16 protein-coding genes are annotated in these 18,069 nt (G+C 51.9%); 5 read left to right on the top strand and 11 right to left on the bottom strand.

All coding sequences use genetic code 11. From position 1 onward, the window contains the following. Positions 1–92 precede the first annotated feature (92 nt). Together ABXT40_RS02945 and ABXT40_RS02940 are read left to right on the top strand one after the other, a co-directional pair. Complete coding sequence (locus ABXT40_RS02945) at positions 93–869, top strand: MlaA family lipoprotein (protein ID WP_443646348.1); 777 nt, start codon at positions 93–95, stop codon at positions 867–869. Continuing rightward, on the top strand, positions 866–1,528 hold the full coding sequence (locus ABXT40_RS02940) for an MlaC/ttg2D family ABC transporter substrate-binding protein (RefSeq protein ID WP_443646347.1): 663 nt from the start codon (positions 866–868) through the stop codon (positions 1,526–1,528). The genes ABXT40_RS02945 and ABXT40_RS02940 overlap by 4 nt, the downstream gene beginning before the upstream one ends. Before the next feature lie 85 nt (positions 1,529–1,613). On the opposite strand, the gene ettA is transcribed toward ABXT40_RS02940, so the two are convergent. Then, positions 1,614–3,293, bottom strand: coding sequence for an energy-dependent translational throttle protein EttA (gene ettA / locus ABXT40_RS02935; protein ID WP_443646346.1), 1,680 nt, complete (start codon positions 3,291–3,293; stop codon positions 1,614–1,616). 282 nt (positions 3,294–3,575) lie between these two features. Here ettA and ABXT40_RS02930 point away from each other — a divergent pair, with 282 nt between their 5' ends. Further along, positions 3,576–3,920 carry a hypothetical protein gene (locus ABXT40_RS02930; protein ID WP_443646345.1) on the top strand — a complete coding sequence of 115 codons (345 nt, stop codon included), beginning with the start codon at positions 3,576–3,578 and terminating at the stop codon, positions 3,918–3,920. A 25-nt stretch (positions 3,921–3,945) separates the two neighbouring features. On the opposite strand, the gene ABXT40_RS02925 is transcribed toward ABXT40_RS02930, so the two are convergent. After that, complete coding sequence (locus ABXT40_RS02925; protein WP_443646344.1) at positions 3,946–4,323, bottom strand: hypothetical protein; 378 nt, start codon at positions 4,321–4,323, stop codon at positions 3,946–3,948. Between ABXT40_RS02925 and ABXT40_RS02920 the strand changes: the two genes are divergently transcribed. Further along, a complete protein-coding gene (locus ABXT40_RS02920; protein WP_443646343.1) occupies positions 4,322–5,362 on the top strand; it encodes an RluA family pseudouridine synthase in 1,041 nt (346 codons plus the stop codon). The genes ABXT40_RS02925 and ABXT40_RS02920 overlap by 2 nt on opposite strands. Positions 5,363–5,583: 221 nt before the next feature. Further along, positions 5,584–6,495, top strand: coding sequence for an RNA polymerase sigma factor RpoH (gene rpoH, locus ABXT40_RS02915; RefSeq protein WP_443646342.1), 912 nt, complete (start codon positions 5,584–5,586; stop codon positions 6,493–6,495). Here the strand turns inward: rpoH and ABXT40_RS02910 are convergent. The 9 genes from ABXT40_RS02910 to ABXT40_RS02870 form a co-directional block, all read right to left on the bottom strand. Further along, positions 6,492–7,790: an adenylosuccinate synthase gene (locus tag ABXT40_RS02910; protein ID WP_443646341.1), complete on the bottom strand. Its 1,299-nt coding sequence runs from the start codon at positions 7,788–7,790 to the stop codon at positions 6,492–6,494. The genes rpoH and ABXT40_RS02910 overlap by 4 nt on opposite strands. Further along, entirely contained in the window at positions 7,778–8,011 is a 234-nt protein-coding gene (locus ABXT40_RS02905; protein ID WP_443646340.1) for a hypothetical protein, read from the bottom strand. The genes ABXT40_RS02910 and ABXT40_RS02905 overlap by 13 nt, the downstream gene beginning before the upstream one ends. A gap of 48 nt (positions 8,012–8,059) precedes the next feature. Further along, positions 8,060–9,649, bottom strand: a complete 1,590-nt coding sequence (gene serA, locus ABXT40_RS02900; RefSeq protein WP_443646339.1) for a phosphoglycerate dehydrogenase — start codon at positions 9,647–9,649, stop codon at positions 8,060–8,062. A 113-nt stretch (positions 9,650–9,762) separates the two neighbouring features. Beyond that, positions 9,763–10,935, bottom strand: coding sequence for a phosphoserine transaminase (locus tag ABXT40_RS02895; RefSeq protein ID WP_443646338.1), 1,173 nt, complete (start codon positions 10,933–10,935; stop codon positions 9,763–9,765). A gap of 152 nt (positions 10,936–11,087) precedes the next feature. Continuing rightward, the gene (gene glmM / locus ABXT40_RS02890) at positions 11,088–12,437 is read right to left on the bottom strand and encodes a phosphoglucosamine mutase (protein ID WP_443646337.1); all 1,350 of its coding nucleotides are present in this window, start codon (positions 12,435–12,437) and stop codon (positions 11,088–11,090) included. A gap of 121 nt (positions 12,438–12,558) precedes the next feature. Further along, positions 12,559–13,650: a dihydropteroate synthase gene (folP, locus tag ABXT40_RS02885; protein ID WP_443646336.1), complete on the bottom strand. Its 1,092-nt coding sequence runs from the start codon at positions 13,648–13,650 to the stop codon at positions 12,559–12,561. 12 nt (positions 13,651–13,662) lie between these two features. Beyond that, on the bottom strand, positions 13,663–15,579 hold the full coding sequence (gene ftsH / locus ABXT40_RS02880) for an ATP-dependent zinc metalloprotease FtsH (protein WP_443646335.1): 1,917 nt from the start codon (positions 15,577–15,579) through the stop codon (positions 13,663–13,665). Positions 15,580–15,584: 5 nt separating this feature from the next. Beyond that, positions 15,585–16,967, bottom strand: a complete 1,383-nt coding sequence (gene tilS, locus ABXT40_RS02875; protein ID WP_443646334.1) for a tRNA lysidine(34) synthetase TilS — start codon at positions 16,965–16,967, stop codon at positions 15,585–15,587. Beyond that, positions 16,945–18,069: a hypothetical protein gene (locus ABXT40_RS02870; RefSeq protein ID WP_443646333.1), complete on the bottom strand. Its 1,125-nt coding sequence runs from the start codon at positions 18,067–18,069 to the stop codon at positions 16,945–16,947. The genes tilS and ABXT40_RS02870 overlap by 23 nt, the downstream gene beginning before the upstream one ends.

Below are 18,069 nucleotides of genomic sequence, written 5' to 3'. Positions count from 1 at the left end.
ATTGCTATTCGCATAATGCCGAATAATTTTTGCATTCAGCCTTTATTGCGATATGTTGCATATAAAGTTCTGTAACCCATGAATGGATAGCTATGTTTGCCTTATCAAAACGTCGCAGGAATCGCATTTCAGCCGCCCCCTTTGCGGCTATCTTGCTTTTGGCGGCATGCAGTTCTGTTCCCGACGCCGAAAGAACGGATGCGCGCGACCCATATGAAGGATCGAATTGCAAAGCCTTTGCCTTTAACATGGGTCTTGATACGCATGTTTTGGAACCAGCCGCCAATGGTTATCGCAATGTCATGCCGCCAGCCGGCCGCCGCGCGATTGATAACCATATTGACTGGACAGGGCTTCCGGCCACCACATTCAATTCAACATTGCAGGGGCGTTTTGAAAATGCGGGTCTGTCGACAGTGCATTTTATCGTCAACAGCCTGACACTGGGACTGGTTGATCTGACCGAGGATCCAAAAGCGGTCAAAAGCCAGGATTTTGGCCAGACCTTGGCATCGTTTGATGTGCCTGAAGGCAATTATCTGATGGTGCCAGTTCTTGGCCCAAATACCAGCCGAAGCCTAACCGGCCGGGTTGTTGATTCGGTAACCAACCCGATGTCGTTTCTAAAAGCTGGTGATGCCGTCCAGACAATGCAAACATTGCGCGCACCAGTCGCGGCTGTATCAACGCGGGCTAATCTGTTTGAAGTCTTTAACGATGTGAAATATAATTCGCTTGACCCTTACGCCCGCACCCGCTCGCTGTATTATCAGGGGCGGGCTGGCCGCATTAATGCCACGGTTGGAAAACCAACCGATAATCGCACCGCTGATGACCAGTTTGAATCATTCCTTGAGGACCCTAAATGACACGCAAACGCCAAATTGGAATTTTGATCTTTGATTTGCGTAGCTGGCTTCGCAGCAGCTTTGTTTGTCTATGTCTGATACCGCTGTTGTTGAGCGCTTTGCCAGCGCGTGCCAGCGATCAGATTACCGCTGCCAATGATGTTATCACAAGCATGATCAGCCAAGTTGAAGCCTATCTGAAAACAGATTCCGGCAATATTGAAAAACGAACCGAAAATATTACAAAAATTCTTGATACACATTTTGATTTACCAGCGATTGCCCGCTTTTCTGCTGGGCCTTATTGGCGCGCCGCCAATCAACAAGAACGCATTGATTATGTCCAAACCATGCGAGATGTTGTGGTTGAGACCGTTGTTCGCAATTTCGATCAATTATCGGGTTTGCGCTTTACCGCAATTGATAGTCAGGCCAAGGGTGACAAGATGGTTCTAGTTCGCGGTGTCTTTAATGACTCAACGGGTAAGCGCCCATCTGTTTCGGTTGGCTGGCGCGTCATTACACCAGCGATGGCACCGGCAAAGGTTTTGGATGTTGAAATTGAGAATATTTCAATGCTTGTGACTCAAAAACAGGAAAACGTCACCATCATTCGCCAGAATGAAGGCCGGTTTTCAGCGTTGATTGAGGCAATGCGCAAACGCCAGCAAGCACCATAAATCTGCCCAAAAATCCGCCATCCAAAAAGCCGGAACATTCCGGCTTTTTGGATGGCGTGATCTGCTATTTTTTTAAATCACCGGCCTAGCGCGAGATTGGCTTATATTTAATGCGGGTTGGCCGATCAGCATCGGCACCAAGACGCCGCTTTTTATCCGCCTCATAGGCTTCATAATTGCCTTCAAACCATTCAACATGGCTGTCGCCCTCAAAAGCCAGAATATGAGTTGCAATCCGGTCAAGGAACCAACGGTCGTGGCTGACCACAACCGCACAGCCAGCAAATTCCAAAAGCGCCTCTTCAAGGGCGCGAAGCGTATCGACATCAAGATCATTTGTCGGCTCATCGAGAAGCAGCAGATTGGCCCCTGATTTCAACATACGCGCCAGATGCACCCTGTTGCGCTCACCGCCTGATAACTGGCCAACGGTTTTTTGCTGATCGCCGCCCTTGAAATTAAACTGTCCGACATAGGCACGCGATTGCATGGTGCGTTTGCCAAGCTCGATTTCTTCCATACCGTCTGAAATGACCTGCCAAACCGTCTGCTTATCATCCAACGCATCGCGCGATTGGTCGACATAGCCAAGCTTGACCGTATCACCAACAAAAAAATCACCTTCATCAGCCGCTTCATCGCCGGTAATCATGCGAAATAGCGTGGTTTTACCCGCGCCGTTCGGGCCAATCACTCCAACAATACCACCTGGCGGCAGGCGGAAAGACAAATCATCAATCAACAGCCGATCGCCAAAACCTTTGCGAAGCCCATTGGCGTTAATCACCACATCGCCAAGCCGTGGGCCAGCCGGAATCGAAATCCGCGCCACATCAACCTGTTTTTGCTGGTCATCGGCAAGCAGCTTTTCATAGGCATTGATCCGTGCCTTGGATTTGGCCTGACGTGCCTTTGGTGCAGCGCGCACCCATTCCAATTCGCGAGACAATGATTTTACCCGCGCATCGTCGGCACGGCCTTCTTGTTCAAGCCGCTTTTGCTTTTGTTCAAGCCAGCCCGAATAATTCCCCTCATAAGGGATACCAGCTCCGCGATCGAGTTCAAGAATCCAGCCAGCAACATCATCAAGGAAATAACGATCATGCGTAATGGTGACAACGGTGCCCGGGAAATCATGAAGGAATTTTTGCAGCCATGCGACTGATTCGGCATCCAAATGGTTTGTCGGCTCGTCAAGAAGCAGCATGTCAGGCGCACTTAGCAATAGCTGGCAAAGCGCAACACGGCGCTTTTCACCACCTGATAATTTCGTGACATCGGCATCGCCCGGCGGCACGCGAAGCGCATCCATCGCAATTTCGGCTTTGCGTTCTAGATCCCATGCGTCAATGGCATCAATTTCTTCTTGCAGTTCGGCCTGTTCGGCAATGACGGCATTCATTTCGTCATCGCTCATTTCTTCGGCAAATTTCGCACTCACTTCGTTAAACCGGTCAACAAGCTGTTTGGCACGACCCATGCCAGCAAGAACATTGCTAGTCACATCCAATGACGGGTCTAATTCGGGTTCTTGCGCCAGATAACCAACTTTGATGCCATCGGCAGCCCATGCTTCACCCTGAAATTCGGTTTCAATTCCAGCCATGATTTTCAGCAAGGTTGATTTACCCGATCCATTCAGACCCAAAACGCCAATTTTGGCACCTGGCAGAAATGACAGGCTGATATTTTTCAGAACTTCCTTACCACCGGGCCATGCCTTGCTTAAGCGGTTCATTACATAAACATATTGATGGCTAGCCATGATTTTTCCAGTTCTCTTTCGGGCCGCGTCAGGATTTTTGATACAGCATTTTCAAGGATGCGTAGCGCGTCAAAACGGGCAAATCCAGCCCAGCAATGACAAACCGGCACTCACATCGTCCTTATGTATCTTTTTTTGACGCAATATGCCAGCCCCCGATCAATTCGGGTTGCCGCTTTTCATCATGCGGGCGCAGGATCTTGGGCTTGCATCGCGCGCTGTATTCGGTTTTTATGGAGGCAGATACAGCCCCCTTTATGATCACGATCTGGAACCATTTGCATGATTACAACCACCCCTCCGATCGGCATTTTGATTGATCTGCCTTTTGGTTTGCTGATGTGGACCAGCTTTGTGCATTTTCTGCTGATCATTGTGATGAATGAAGATAGTGGCTTTTCACTGTTACGGCTGTTGCGTGGGCTAAACGCCCCGATCTATGCGGTGATAAACTTGATCAAACCAGCCTTTATCATCAGCCGCCTATTGCCGCTTTACGCTGCGGGCATCCTGTTTATCGTTCGGTATTATGTTTTGCCGCTGGCGGTCGGGTTTGATGTGTGGAGCTTTAGCGACATGCCGCTGGAACGGCTGCTTTTATCGGCTAAATCCGATTTGGGTCTTTAGGCAACACGGGCGCGATTGGCGAATTTTACCGCTGGGGCGCGATGCGGGTTTTGCGCTGAATTTTACCTGACGCGTCGAGCTGCCATAATTGCTGGCCGGTTTTATCTTCGACAATGACAAGCATTTGCCCCTTAGCGCCAAGGCTGGCACCAGTAATCCGGCTATCAGCAGGAATTACAAGCTCATTTTGCTGAATTGTCTTGGCCGAATTGGCGGCGGTAAGCCGGCTATAGATTGTCACGATAATGACCGCCAATGCCGCCACGATCAAAATTGCCATGATGATGGCCATAGCCTTAATCAGCCCAAGATTTCGGACAATAGCCGACGGCGCTTCGGTGTTTGTTTCAGATGATTGTGGGGCTGTTGTATTTGACGCTTTTGCTTTATTGTCCTGACCCATGATCCATTCCTCTGACGATCCAACAACCCGTCTTGTTCACCTTGCCGCTGACGATATACCTGCCGACCGCGTTGACCGGTTTCTGGCGGCCCATTTTGGCACGCCAAGCCAGCCTTTGTCACGCAGCCGGATTAAAGCGCTGATCCTTGATGGGCAGCTAAGCGAAGATGGACGCACCCTAACCGATCCCTCAGCACCGGTCAAACCCGGTGCAAGCTATGCGCTGATTTTGCCGCCGCCGGTTGATGCCGTGCCAAAAGCCGAAAATATCGCGCTTGATATTCTATTTGAAGATGCGCATTTGATTGTCCTGAATAAACCGGCAGGGCTGGTTGTGCATCCGGCACCGGGGTCGTTAACCGGCACTTTGGTGAATGCGCTGATTGCCCATTGCGGACCATCGCTTACCGGCATTGGCGGAGTCATGCGGCCGGGTATTGTTCACCGTCTGGATAAAGACACATCTGGCACGATGGTAGTCGCCAAAACAGATGCGGCGCATCACGGCCTGACCGGAATGTTTGCCGCACATGATATTGACCGGCGCTATCACGCGCTTGTTTGGGGAACAAGTGTTGAACGTGATGGCACGATTGACGAACCAATCGGCCGCGCCAGCTATGATCGCAAACGCCAAGCCATCACCACCAAAGGCCGTAACGCGGTAACGCATTGGCAATTGCTGCGCCGTTTCCCGCCTTTTGGTTCGCATGTTGAATGCCGTCTTGAAACTGGTAGAACACATCAGATCCGTGTTCATATGGCGCATATCAATCATGGGGTGATCGGCGACCCATTATATGGACGGGCACCGCGTTCGGGACAAATGCCGGATAATTTGGCGCGTACCGGCCTGTCACAGATGCGCGATTTTGGCCGTCAGGCACTGCATGCAGCGCGGCTTGGCTTTGCCCATCCGATTACCGGCGAGGCTCTGCATTTTGAAACACCGCTTCCCGACGATATGGCGGGTCTCCTCGCATTGATGGAACGCACTGTTTCCGACCGTGCGACTGGGAAAACCCATCCTTCTGGCTAGAATTGATTTTTGCGATTACTGCGCGTAATTTTCGGGTTTTGACCGTCTATATGTGCGAAAATTAGAATTATTGAAAAAGAGTTTTGCAAAAAATAGCCTTAATCTAGCCCCGATTAAATGGTTTTATCTACTTGTAGAAAGGTCGGCAAAGCGCGGTAGCATCGCGCCAAAGTGACGCAAAATGCCTCACGATATGAGTTCGATCTCGAGGAGAAATGAAAATGGCTGCTAAATCTATGCTTCCTGCGCTTAGCCCAGATGGAAATCTGTCGCGCTACCTTGAGCAAATTCGCACCTTTCCAATGCTAGAGCCGGGCGAGGAATATATGCTGGCAAAATCATGGAAAGACAAAGGCGACATCAAAGCAGCGCATAAGCTCGTGACCAGTCATTTGCGGCTTGTCGCCAAAATCGCAATGGGATATCGCGGTTACGGCCTTCCGGTTGCCGACCTGATCTCTGAGGGCAATCTTGGCATGATGCATGCGGTCAAAAAATTTGAACCTGAAAAAGGCTTTCGGCTTGCCACCTATGCCATGTGGTGGATTAAAGCGGCAATTCAGGAATATATATTGCGGTCATGGTCGCTGGTCAAAATCGGCACCACCGCCGGGCAAAAGAAATTGTTTTTCAATCTACGCCGCATCAAAGGACAGATCCAAGCGATTGAAGATGGCGATCTAAAGCCCGAACAGGTTACGCAGATTGCCACTCAGCTTGATGTGTCCGAAACTGAAGTGATTTCAATGAATCAGCGCATGGCTGGCAATGACAGATCTTTGAATATACCGCTTAGCCGCGATGGCGAGGGCAGTGGCGAATGGCAGGATTGGCTGGAAGATGACAGCGTTGATCAGGAAACCAATTTTGCCGAAGAGGAAGAGTATGGCGCGCGCCGCAATTTGATGGTTGATGCGATGCAGGGGCTAAACCCGCGCGAACAACGTATTCTCGAGGCGCGACGGCTTGCCGAACCGCCGCTAACACTCGAAGATCTGGCCGCCGAATTCAGCGTCAGCCGCGAACGAATTCGCCAGATTGAAGTGCGCGCCTTTGAGAAGCTGCAAAAGGCCGTTCGTGACAAGGCCGAAGAAATGCAGCTATTGCCGCATCACAGCGAAGCTGAGGCCTAGCGTTCAAACGGGTCGCGAACCAGAATCGTATCATCGCGTTCGGGGCTTGTTGATAGCAGCGTAACCGGCAATTTGGTCATTTCTTCAACACGGCGAATATATTTGACCGCATTAGCAGGTAATTCAGCCCAGCTACGCGCGCCATAGGTGCTGTCTGACCAGCCGGGCATTTCTTCGTAGATTGGCTTGCAAGCGGCCTGTGCGCCAGCATCGGACGGGAAATAATCCAAAACCTTGTCGCTGCCGTCAATTTGATAGCCAACACATATCTTTAAAACATCAAACCCATCGAGAACATCAAGCTTGGTCAAAGCCATGCCGGTGATGCCCGCAACATGACCTGCCTGGCGAACCATAACCGAATCAAACCAGCCACAACGCCGCTTGCGTCCTGTGACCGTGCCAAATTCGCGGCCTCGTTCGCCCATACGTTCGCCATCGGCACCAAAATCCTCGGTTGGGAATGGGCCACTGCCAACGCGGGTTGTATAGGCCTTGGTAATGCCAAGGACAAATCCGATATCGGTTGGGCCGGTTCCCGCACCCGTTGCGGCCTGACCCGCCACAGTATTGCTTGAGGTCACAAAAGGATAAGTGCCGTGATCAATATCAAGCATCACCCCTTGGGCACCTTCAAACAAAACCCGCTTATTTGCCGCGCGCGCATCGGCAAGGCAACGCCAGCTTTGGCCAGCATAGGTCAGCAATTCGTCACGCATCGCCAAAAGATCGGCCTTCATCTTGTCAGCATCGGCAAGCGGCTGTTCGGCAGCAGCAAGCCAGACATTGTGATGCGCCACCAGCGCCGCCAGCTTTTCCGTTAGCACATCTTCGGATGCCAAATCGCCAAGGCGAACCGCGCGGCGGGCAATTTTATCTTCATAGGCAGGGCCAATGCCGCGGCCGGTTGTGCCGATTTTACCAGCACCGCGCAACGCTTCGCGCGCCGCATCAACCGCCTGATGAACCGGCAAGATCAAAGCCGCAGATTCGGATACCAAAAGACTTGCCGGACTGATTGCCGCGCCCTGACTTCGCAGAATGCCAATTTCCTTGAGCAAATGCGCCGGATCAATCACAACACCATTGCCAATGACCGATAATTTTCTCGGCCGTACAATGCCTGATGGCAAAAGCGATAATTTATATTCAACGCCGTCAATGACAAGCGTATGACCCGCATTATGGCCACCTTGAAACCTGACAACAATATCGGCGCGGCTTGACAACCAATCGACAATCTTGCCTTTGCCCTCATCACCCCATTGCGCACCAATTACAGCTACATTTGCCATGAAAAAACCTTTGTCCCACCAAGGGGATCGACATCAAGATCGAAAGACAGGAAAGACGCCATGCCGCTGCGATATTGCAACGGGTCAAGTTCGCCTACCTTGAAACCATAGATCATGCCGTCGGGCCGCATGAACCGCCGCCGTTTATAGCAGAGTTCACGCGGCAAAGGCAACGGTGCCATGCCAATGGCAGAGGTTAATTGATCAGCATTCCATGCCACGCATGACCACAGCCGAAACGCGGCCTATCGGCCGGCAACAATCGGCAATTAAATATCAAGCGCGAAATGCAGTGCGTCTGCCCGCACCACCTGATCCAGCGCGCGGATTTCAGGCAACATGGTTTTGGGCAAGCCACCATCAATCTCGACAAGGGCAATCGCCTCGCCGCCAGCTTCACGCCGCCCAAGATGGAAAGTCGCAATATTGATCCCATGTTTGCCACAAAGGCTGCCAAGATCACCAATAAAACCCGGCTTGTCATAATTGCGAAGATACAGAAGATATGGCGGGAAATCTGATTCGACAGCGATATGCTGCACCTCGACAATCCGCGGCTTATTCCCACCAACCAAGGTTCCGGCGATCGTCCGATCACCTGTTTTATGCGAGATTGTTACCCGAAGCAGAGTTTCATAGTCGCATTGGCGATCATGGCGAACTGTCGATACGGCAATCCCATTTGACGAGGCGACCGCAGCGGCATTGACCATATTGACCGATTCCATTGCCGGTCCAAGAAGCCCTGCCAAAGTTGTTGCCACTACTGATTCTGGGTTTAGCGCGGCTGCCTTGCCGTCAAATTCGGTTACCACTGCGGTGATGCCATCGGCTTCGACCTGCCCCAAAAAGCTGCCAAGCAAGCCGCCAAGCACCATGTAAGGCTTAAGAATCGGGGCTTCTTCGGCTGAAACAGATGCCATGTTCAAGGCGTTGGTGACCGCCCCTTTCATCAGATAATCAGCCATTTGTTCAGCCACCTGAAGTGCCACTTTTTCCTGCGCTTCGGTTGTGCTGGCACCAAGATGCGGCGTGGCAATGACATTATCAAAACCAAAAAGCACATTATCGGTAGCGGGCTCTACCTCAAACACATCAAAGGCGGCACCAGCGACATGGCCACTTTTCAATGCTGCCGCCATCGCCAGCTCGTCAACAAGACCGCCACGCGCGCAATTGACAATCCGAACCCCCTTTTTGGTTTTGTTCAACGCATCGGCGCTAATTATATTACGCGTTGCATCGGTCAATGGCGTGTGAAGCGTGATAAAATCTGCCCGCGCCAATAATTCATCAAGCTCAAGCTTTTCAATGCCAAGCCGGGTCGCATTTTCAGGGCTAAGATACGGGTCATAACCAATAACCCGCATTTTCAGGCCTTGCGCGCGTTCAGCAACAATCGTTCCGATATTGCCACAGCCAATCAGACCTAATGTTTTGCCGGTAATTTCGGTTCCCATAAAGCGTGATTTTTCCCATTTACCAGCTTTGGTGGATTTATTGGCATCGGGAATTTGCCGCGCCAAGGACAGCATCAAGGTAATGGCATGTTCGGCAGTTGTAACCGCATTGCCATTCGGGGTATTCATCACGATCACACCGCGTTTGGTTGCCGCCGCAATATCGACATTATCCACCCCGATCCCAGCACGGCCAACGACTTTCAGATTTGTGGCGGCGTTCAAAATATCAGCCGTAACCTTGGTCGCCGAACGGATCGCCAGCCCATCATAATCGGCAATAATGGCCTTTAGCTCATCAGGTGAAAGCCCCGGTTTGACATCAACATCAATGCCATGTTCTTCAAAAATTGCCGCTGCCCGCGGGCTTAATTTGTCACTAATCAATACTTTTGGCATGGCTTCATCTCATTCATTAACTGGCCCCAGAAACAGGGCAATTCATGGCAATCAAAATTCATATCGATACAGAATTACCAGTACCGCAGGATTGCGGTCATCGATATCGCAGATTAGGCAGCAGCCAACTCGGCTTGCCGGATTTCGGCATAGGCCCAATCCAGCCACGGCAATAGCGCCTCGACATCACTTGGCTCAACCGTTGGGCCAGCCCAGATGCGTAAGCCGGGAGGCGCATCACGATATGATGCGGCGTCAAGCGCAACCCCTTCTTTTGCCAAGGTTTTTTCAAGCCCCGAAGCAACTGCCTTTTTTGCCGCATCATCTAACGCGACAAACCAAGGATCAGTGATCGACAGGGTGATGCCGGTGTTTGAAATTGTTGCTGGATCTTGTGCCAAAAAGCCAAAATATGGCGTTTTCGCAACCCATGATTTCACCGCATCAAGGCTGGCATTTGACCGCGCGATTAACGCTGGCAACCCGCCAATTGACTTTGCCCAATTCAACGCGTCAATTGCATCTTCGACGACCAGCAATGACGGGGTGTTGATCGTCGCAGCATCAAAAATGCCTTCATTCAATTTGCCCTTAGAGGTCAAGCGGAACAATTTTGGAATTGGCCATGACGGGGTATAGCTCTCCAGCCGTTCAACAGCCCGCGGAGACAGAATCAGCACGCCATGTCCACCCTCACCGCCAAGCGATTTCTGGAAACTAAAGGTCACAACATCAAGCTTTTGCCATGGCAAATCCATCGCAAAACAGGCAGATGTTGAATCAGCAATGGTCAAACCGGCACGATTATCGGGAATCCAATCGCCATTTGGTACTTTGACGCCAGCCGCGGTGCCGTTCCAAGTGAAAATAACATCATTATTGAAATTGACTGCATTCAGATCAGGCAATTGCCCATAAGGGGCAACATGTGTCACCGGATCAATTTTCAACTGGCTTACCGCATCGGTAACCCAATCTTTACCAAAGGCCTCCCACGCCAAAAGTTCAACGCCACGCGCGCCAAGCATTGACCACATTGCCATCTCAACCGCGCCCGTATCAGAGCCCGGAACGATGCCGATGCGATAATCATCAGGCAGACCCAGAATTTCACTGGCGAGGGTCATCGCTGTTTGGATTTTATTTTTTGCAGGTGCTGAACGATGCGACCGACCGGTGCAAGCATCTTCAAGTGCAGTCGGAGACCATCCCGGACGTTTCTTTGTTGGTCCAGAAGAAAAATACGGCATAACCGGACGGATTGCCGGTTTGGCATATGTTGACATAACACATTCTCGCGCTCAGATTTGGCTATCCGTTGGGGGATAGCGGCCCGCAAAAGAAGTCGCATAAAATGATGTCGCAAGTCAACATGCTGTCTGACCGGTAGAGGGAAATAAATTCCTAACCAGCAAGCATCTGTTTTTGATATATTTTATTAAGCCTCAGCGGTAATGCGCAAAATTAACGCATCCATTGCCTCGGTTACAAGCGCGTCAGTTTCGGCTTCGACCATCACGCGAACCAAAGCTTCGGTTCCAGATGGGCGTACCAGAACACGCCCCTTTCCGTTTAGATTAGTCTCAATATTAGCAAGGTCGGATTGCAGTTTTTTATCCTGAAGAACCGCCGGATCAATTCCGCGCAGATTTTCTAGCCTTTGGGGATTTGGCGAAAAGCTGTTGAACAGCGCGCTGGATTTTTTGCCGCTTGTCTTGAGCAGGGTTAGCATCTGCAATGCCGTTAGCAAGCCATCACCCGACCGCGCAAAATCGGTCATCAGCATATGGCCTGACGGTTCGCCACCAAGATTCAGCCCATCTTGCCGCATCTTTTCAAGAATATAGCGATCACCAACAGCAACGCGGTGCAAATCAATCCCTGCCTTGCCAAGTCTGGCCTCAAGGCCGCGATTGGTCATCACCGTGCCAACAACCGCGTTGTTGGCAAGCGTTCCGCGTTCCTGCATGACAAGCGCAAGGCAACCCAAAATCTGATCACCATCAATAATTTTGCCAGTTTCATCAGCCATGATCAGCCGGTCGGCATCACCATCAAGGCAAATCCCCACATCAGCACCATGCGCCACCACCGCCGCTGCCATCACCTGCGGATGAACCGCACCGCAATTTTCGTTAATATTGAAACCGTCAGGTGATACCGCCAATGGCACAATTTCAGCACCAAGTTCATAAAGCGTGTCCGGCGCGGTGCGATAGGCAGCGCCATTCGCACAATCAACAACCAGCTTTAGCCCATCAAGACGCGTGCGCCCAGGCAAGGTGGATTTGGCAAATTCAACATAGCGACCAACCGAATCAAGCATGCGGCGCGCACGGCCAAGATCAGGCGCGTCAGCAAGCGCAATTGAACCGGCAGCCAATGCCGAAATTTCAACTTCGATTTTGTCATCAAGCTTAAACCCATCGGGGCCAAACAGCTTGATGCCATTATCATGATGCGGGTTATGGCTAGCCGAGATCATCACGCCCAATTCCGCCCGAAGCGAGCGCGTTAAATGCGCCACCGCTGGCGTTGGGATCGGACCAAGCAAACGGCAATCAAGTCCGATTGAGGTAAAGCCTGCAACCAATGCCGATTCCAACATATAGCCTGAAAGACGCGTATCCTTGCCAATGACAACAATCGGGCGTGCATGGGTAGACCGGTCATTATAATCGGCAAACCAACGCCCCGCGGCCAATGCCAGCCTTACAACGGCTTCGGCAGTCATCGGCCCCGTATTGATGCGCGCGCGAACGCCGTCAGTACCGAATAATCCTGCCATGATGTTTCCTTTGTCACTCTGTCGATCACATTTCGGTAATCGCATTTGCGGCCAAATGGCTGCTTGGGTTTAGGATAGAATAGCTTGCCCCTATTTCACAAGCACTCAAAACAATCCAAAATTAGCTGTCGGTGGCACGCAAGGCTGCCTCGACCGCCAGCGCTTGCGCCGTTTCGGCAACATCGTGAACGCGAATAATCTGCGCGCCCTGCCGCCATGCCGCTGCAGCCAATGCCAATGATCCAGCAAGCCGCGCTTCAGCCGGTTCGCCAGCCGATATTTTCGCAATTGACGATTTACGGCTGGCCCCAAACAGAACAACGACACCAAGCCCGTGAAATAGTGACAACCAATTCACCAATTGCAAATTATGGGTCACTGTCTTGCCAAAGCCAAAACCGGGATCAATGGCAATTGATGATGCCGGAATGCCAGCGGCAATCGCCGCCGCAACGCGCTGTTTCAAAAATTCGTAGATTTCTACCGGCGCAAAATCATAAACCGGATCCTGCTGCATGGTTTCGGGCGTCCCCTTCATATGCATCATGACCACTGGCGCACCGCTTGCCGCGGCGGCCGTCATCGCATCTTCGCCCTGCAATGCCTGAACATCATTAATGATTGCTGCCCCAGCCGCTGTTGCCCGTGTCATCACCGCAGCATGGCGGGTATCAACCGAGATCAGCATCTCAGCCCGCGCTAATGCGGTAATCGGCGGCAGAATACGCGCCAGTTCCTGATTACGGCTAACCGGCTCGGCGCCCGGACGGGTGGATTCGCCGCCAATATCAATGATTGACGCGCCTTCCACCGCCATCGCCTTGCCAGCGGCAATTGCCTTGGCTAGGCCATGATTAACCCCGCCATCTGAAAAGCTGTCAGGGGTTACATTCAGCACCCCCATCAAATGCGACCAGCTCATATCAAGACCGGCAAAATGCGGCCGCGCAATGGTTAAATCATCAATGGCCTTGCTTGCCATATTCCGATCATCGGCAAGGGCAAAAAGCTGGTCGCAATCCATCCGGCTTGCCACATATCCATCAATGCCGTCAGCCATGACAACGTCAAGCTGGCAAAAGCTGGTAGGTCCGCCTGCCAATTTATACTGGCCGCCAGATGTGATGATGGGGCGAAGCCATGTTGGTTGGCAAAAAGGCGGCACTTTTGGCACCGCCTCATAGGCTAGTTTAGATGTCGCGTCTGTATTCATCAAAATACAGGCTTAGGCAGGTTCGCTGCCAGGCTTTTTCGACCGACCAGTACCAGGAAGGCCGGTCCGCGATTTGCGCTTTGGCTTTTGATTGATTGGCGTGTCCTCGGCATCTTTGCGAACAAGCGTGCCCCCTTCAACGATAATCTTGATTTCATTGCCATCAAGCGTTTCATATTCAAGCAAGCCCTGCGCCAAGCGTTCCAGCTCAACATCGTTCTTTTTAAGGATTTTGGTCGCGTCTTTATAGGCCTCGTCAACAATCCGGCGCACTTCATCATCAATGATCGACGCGGTTGCATCAGCAACATTCTTTTGTTGCGACACTGACCGACCAAGGAAAACTTCCTGCTCATCGGCGCTATAGGCCAAAAAGCCCAACTTGTCGGACATGCCCCATTCAGTCACCATTCGGCGCGCCATATCGGTAACCATGCGGATATCAGATGACGCACCAGTGGTAATCTTGTCATGGCCAAAGATCAGATCTTCGGCAATCCGGCCACCACAGGCCACCCGCAAATCGGCGTGAATTTTGTCACGCGCCAGTGAAATACGATCGCCTTCTGGAAGCCGCATCACCATGCCAAGCGCACGTCCACGCGGAATGATGGTGGCTTTATGAATTGGATCAGATGCAGAGCAATGCAATGCCACAACAGCATGTCCGGCCTCGTGATAGGCTGTCAGGCGCTTTTCCTCGTCGGTCATCACCATCGACCGGCGTTCGGCACCAAGCATAACCTTATCCTTGGCCTCTTCAAATTCGGCCATTGAGACCGTGCGGCGACCTTTACGCGCTGCCAGCAATGCTGCCTCATTCACCAGATTGGCAAGGTCGGCACCCGAAAAACCGGGGGTGCCACGCGCGATCACGCGCGGCTCAACACCTTCTGACAGTGGTGTTTTACGCATGTGAACTTTCAGAATTTTTTCGCGACCAATCACATCGGGATTTGGCACAACAACCTGCCGGTCAAAACGACCCGGGCGAAGCAACGCCGGATCAAGCACGTCAGGACGGTTGGTTGCGGCGATCAGGATCACCCCTTCATTCGCCTCAAAACCATCCATTTCAACAAGCATCTGGTTCAGAGTCTGTTCGCGTTCGTCATTGCCGCCACCAAGACCGGCACCACGATGCCGTCCAACCGCGTCAATCTCGTCAATGAAGATGATACAAGGCGCATTTTTCTTGCCCTGTTCAAACATATCGCGAACACGGCTGGCACCAACACCAACAAACATTTCGACAAAATCAGAACCTGATATAGTAAAGAAAGGCACATTGGCTTCGCCAGCAATCGCCTTGGCAAGCAAGGTTTTACCGGTACCCGGAGGGCCAACAAGCAAAACGCCTTTTGGAATTTTGCCACCAAGACGCTGAAACTTGCCCGGATCCTTGAGGAATTCGACAACTTCTTCCAATTCGGTTTTGGCTTCATCAATACCAGCCACATCTTCAAAAGTGACGCGACCTTGATGTTCGGTCAGCAATTTCGCCCGCGATTTGCCAAAGCCCATCGCGCCGCGTGAACCGCCCTGCATTTGCCGCATGAAGAAAATCCAGATGCCAATAAACAGCAGCATTGGGAACCATGACAGTAAAATCGAGAAGAAGCTTGGCATGCCACTATCTTCGGGGGTTGCAACGATGCGAACATCATTTTCATCCAGTATTTTTACAACATCGGTTGATGGCGGCATCACAGTTGTGATTACCCGTCCGGCGCTGGATTTACCGCGCAAATTGCGACCATCGATCAATACTTCTTCGATCTGGTTGGTTTTGACCTTCCCCACAAAATCGGAATAGGCCACCTGATCGGCTGGTGTTCCGGTTGACGGGGTTTGGAACATATTGAACAGCCCCATAAGCGCCGCGCCAAAAATGAGCCAGATGATAATATTGCGTGCCAGATTATTCACCAGATCTATCCTATCAATGTATCTGCAAGAAACGTTGGACGTCTTGCCATCCCTAGAAACCGCGCCGCCATAGTGGCTGGCAGCTGAGTGCTATTATACCCTTTTAATTGGGGATAAATCGACCCGCCGTCAAGGGTTGTTAACACAGGAATTGCCTGTCTTGCGCGATGCGGCAGCAAATGCCACCCATCCGGCATGGATTTGACATGCAAAGCAGCGCCGGAATCACCCTGTATTCTGGGCGTATCGGAAAATCCATGCAGCATGCCCGCCTGCGCGCTTTTGACCAACCAACAACCGGCAAAGACCAGTTCTTGGCCAGCGGCAATCGGCGTGGCAGTTACCTTGCGGCCCGTTTCGCGAAACAGATGATAATTAGCCCCTGATGCGTGGCGTGATGACGGCGTGGTAATTGGGCTAAAATGACAGCCGCCAATCGTTGCCGAAACACCATCATCACAACGCTGGCGAAGCTGATCCAGAGCCATTCTTGCCGCCCCATATTGCCCACCGCCGACCGCCATAATGAGCCGGCGCATGATAAGCGCCCAAAATGATTGCGGCAGATCGGCAAAGGCGGCCATGGTCACGCTGGCATAACCCGCCGGATGCAAGTCAACCGCTTGCTCAATAATCCGATCACAAGCCTTGTCAGCCGCCGCGCCTAGCCGCGCTGCGCCAACACCAAGACGGCGCAATTGCCATGAAGACAGCGCTATATCACCTGTTGCGGCATCTTGGCGATCAAGATCAGCCAGAAATTTTCGGATACGAACGCGTTCAAACTGGTGATTTTGGTTACTAGGATCAATTTCAAAATCGCAATCAAGATGACGGCAAACCGCCTTCAACTGATCGGGCATCCAGCCCAAAACCGGCCGCGCAACGACAACATCATGCTGCAATCGGTGGCAAGCAATCCCGCCAAGACCGTTTAAACCCGATGATTTCAACAAGCGCATTGCCACGGTTTCAGCCTGATCGCTGGCATGATGCGCAAATAGCAAAGCGGCCTTTTTTTGCCGTGCCACTGCTAATAGCGCGTGATGCCGGTTGATCCGCGCCCATTCCTGTGATCCGGCTGTCGGGCGCGGTTCGGTAATCTGGATAATATCGCTGCCAATGCCAAAGCGGCGCAAACGCGTTTGCACCCTTTCTGCCTCATCACCCGAGCCTTCACGCAAACCATGATCGACAATCACCGCATGATGATGCTTGCCGGTTACATTGGCATAACGCTGCGTCAATAAAGTCAGCGCGGTACTATCTGGCCCACCCGACAATGCTGTGACATAGCCTTTGCATTGATCAAGCCCCAGCCCCGCCATGACAGCGGCGAAACGGGCGTCAAAAGCCACAATCGAGTTAGCTTTTACACTTGGCAGCATCACTAAGGGCGGCAAGCTGGGCCATGAAAGCTTCAGGCGGCGTATCAAGAAGCTTTGGCAAGGATGCGTAGATTTCGCAGGCTTGTTCTGCTGGTGCGAAATGCGAGACTGACTCGGCGATCCACATGGTTGTATCAACAAGCCGTGCATCATTTGCATAGGTGCTGTTAAATTCGGAAAATGTCATGGCGGCTTTTTCATATTCACCGCGCATGAACTGCACCCGCCCCAGCCAGAAAGTGGCATCGGCCTGACGTTGGTGATCTTTGTTGAAGACCCGAAATTCGGCAAAGGCCAATTCGGCTGTTTCCAAATCATTCTGCAAGGCTCGCCCAAGCGCAAAGCGATATTGCTCTTCGGGGCTAACCGCAGGCAAAACCTCAGGTTCGGCAGGTTGCGCAGGAACGACAGGTACATCATTTACCGCAACATCGGCGTTCAGGGTGCCTACATCGCCAGAAACCGCATTATCAGCAGTTGATGCGCTGTCACCGGCCTTCTCAACACCATCTTTGGTGGCGGCGTCGGGTGCACTGGCCGTATCCAATGTCTCTAGCTCGCGGTTAAGCGCGCCTTCTTCAACCGACCATTTGGTGACACCACTATTGCTTTCGCGGGTCATTTGTACATTGGCTGGCGCATCGGCAGCGGTTGTTTCCTGCTGTGCTGCCGCACTGGCAAGATCACTGCCGCCAAGCGAGATCAGCGTTTGCACCCGCTTTTCCAGCCGCAGCAAACGAAATTCGGTATCAGATGTGATTTCAAGTGTGCGTTCCATCCGGCGACTGGTCATTGCCAATGTATCATTCAGCTTTTCCATCTCATTGTGAAGCGCATTCAGATCAGCCACCTGCGCAGTGCCAGCCTGTGCCGAGCTTGACCCAAGCTGTTCAACCTTAAGCTTGATTTCGCGAAGATCCTGTTCAATGACCCCACGGATTTCTTTCAAACCCTGCTCCAGAATATCCATGCGTTGCTGTTGGCGTGTTAACAGCGCGCTGGAATTTGACGATATCGCATTATCGCTTGCCGCGCTTTGTGCCATCGCATTTGCTGGCAGCAGCAAACTGGCCAACACCAAAAAGACTATCCGTTTATTCAT

Source organism: Candidatus Ponderosibacter sp. Uisw_141_02 (assembly GCF_048087665.1).
In the GTDB taxonomy this organism is placed as follows: Bacteria; Pseudomonadota; Alphaproteobacteria; order Puniceispirillales; family Puniceispirillaceae; genus UBA3439.
This window is presented reverse-complemented; position numbering and strand designations above follow the sequence as displayed.